This is a genomic window from Streptomyces glaucescens, assembly GCF_002154375.1.
GTDB lineage: Bacteria > Actinomycetota > Actinomycetes > Streptomycetales > Streptomycetaceae > Streptomyces > Streptomyces glaucescens.
In genome coordinates, this window is the sequence record NZ_MUND01000905.1 from 1 (window position 1) to 740 (window position 740).

The window sequence follows — 740 nt, forward strand, 5'->3', positions numbered from 1 at the left end:
TCGCGCTCACCTTCGACGCCGACATGACCGCCGACCAGGGGCCGAGAGCGGCGGCGGGCGAACGGTTCGACCACCCCCAGCTGATCACCACGCTGCGCACGCTGAAGGTGCCGGCCACCGTCTTCATGACCGGCCGCTGGGCCGAGGAGTACCCGGCCCAGGCGCGCTCCATCGGCCGGGACCCCCTGTTCGAGGTCGCCAACCACTCCTACAGCCACTTCGCCTTCACCGACGACTGCTACGGCCTGCCGACCGTCGCCGAGGAGCGGATGCGGGCGGACGTGACACGGGCGTACGACGCCTTCCGCGCGGCCGGTGTACCCGAGGCCAAGCCGTACTTCCGCTTCCCCGGCGGCTGCTACGACCGCCGCGCCCTGCGCGCGCTCAGCGGCACCGGCGTCACCGCCGTGCAGTGGGACGTCGTCGGCGGCGACGCCTTCGCGACGGACGCCGACGCGGTCGCCCGGCAGGTGCTGGACGGCGTACGGCCCGGCTCGGTGGTCGTCCTGCACTGCACCCGCAGCGCGGCGCCGACGACCGAGCGGGCGATCCGCACGATCGTGCCCGAGCTGCGCCGCCAGGGCTTCCGCTTCGTGAAGGTATCGGAACTGATCGGGTCCGCACCGCGCTGACCGGCCTACGCTGGGGGTATGAGCGAGGCCGAGGTCAACGACTACTGCCTGATCGACGCGGCCAGGCCGCCCAGGGCGGACGGGCCGCCTTACGCGGAGTGCGTGCTG

1 protein-coding gene is annotated in these 740 nt (G+C 73.1%); it reads left to right on the forward strand.

Annotation, left to right across the window (positions count from 1 at the left end; all coding sequences use genetic code 11):
* A partial coding sequence (locus CCN42_RS39130; protein ID WP_107427725.1) for a polysaccharide deacetylase family protein occupies positions 1-632 on the forward strand: 632 nt, incomplete at its 5' end.
* Positions 633-740: the final 108 nt, after the last annotated feature.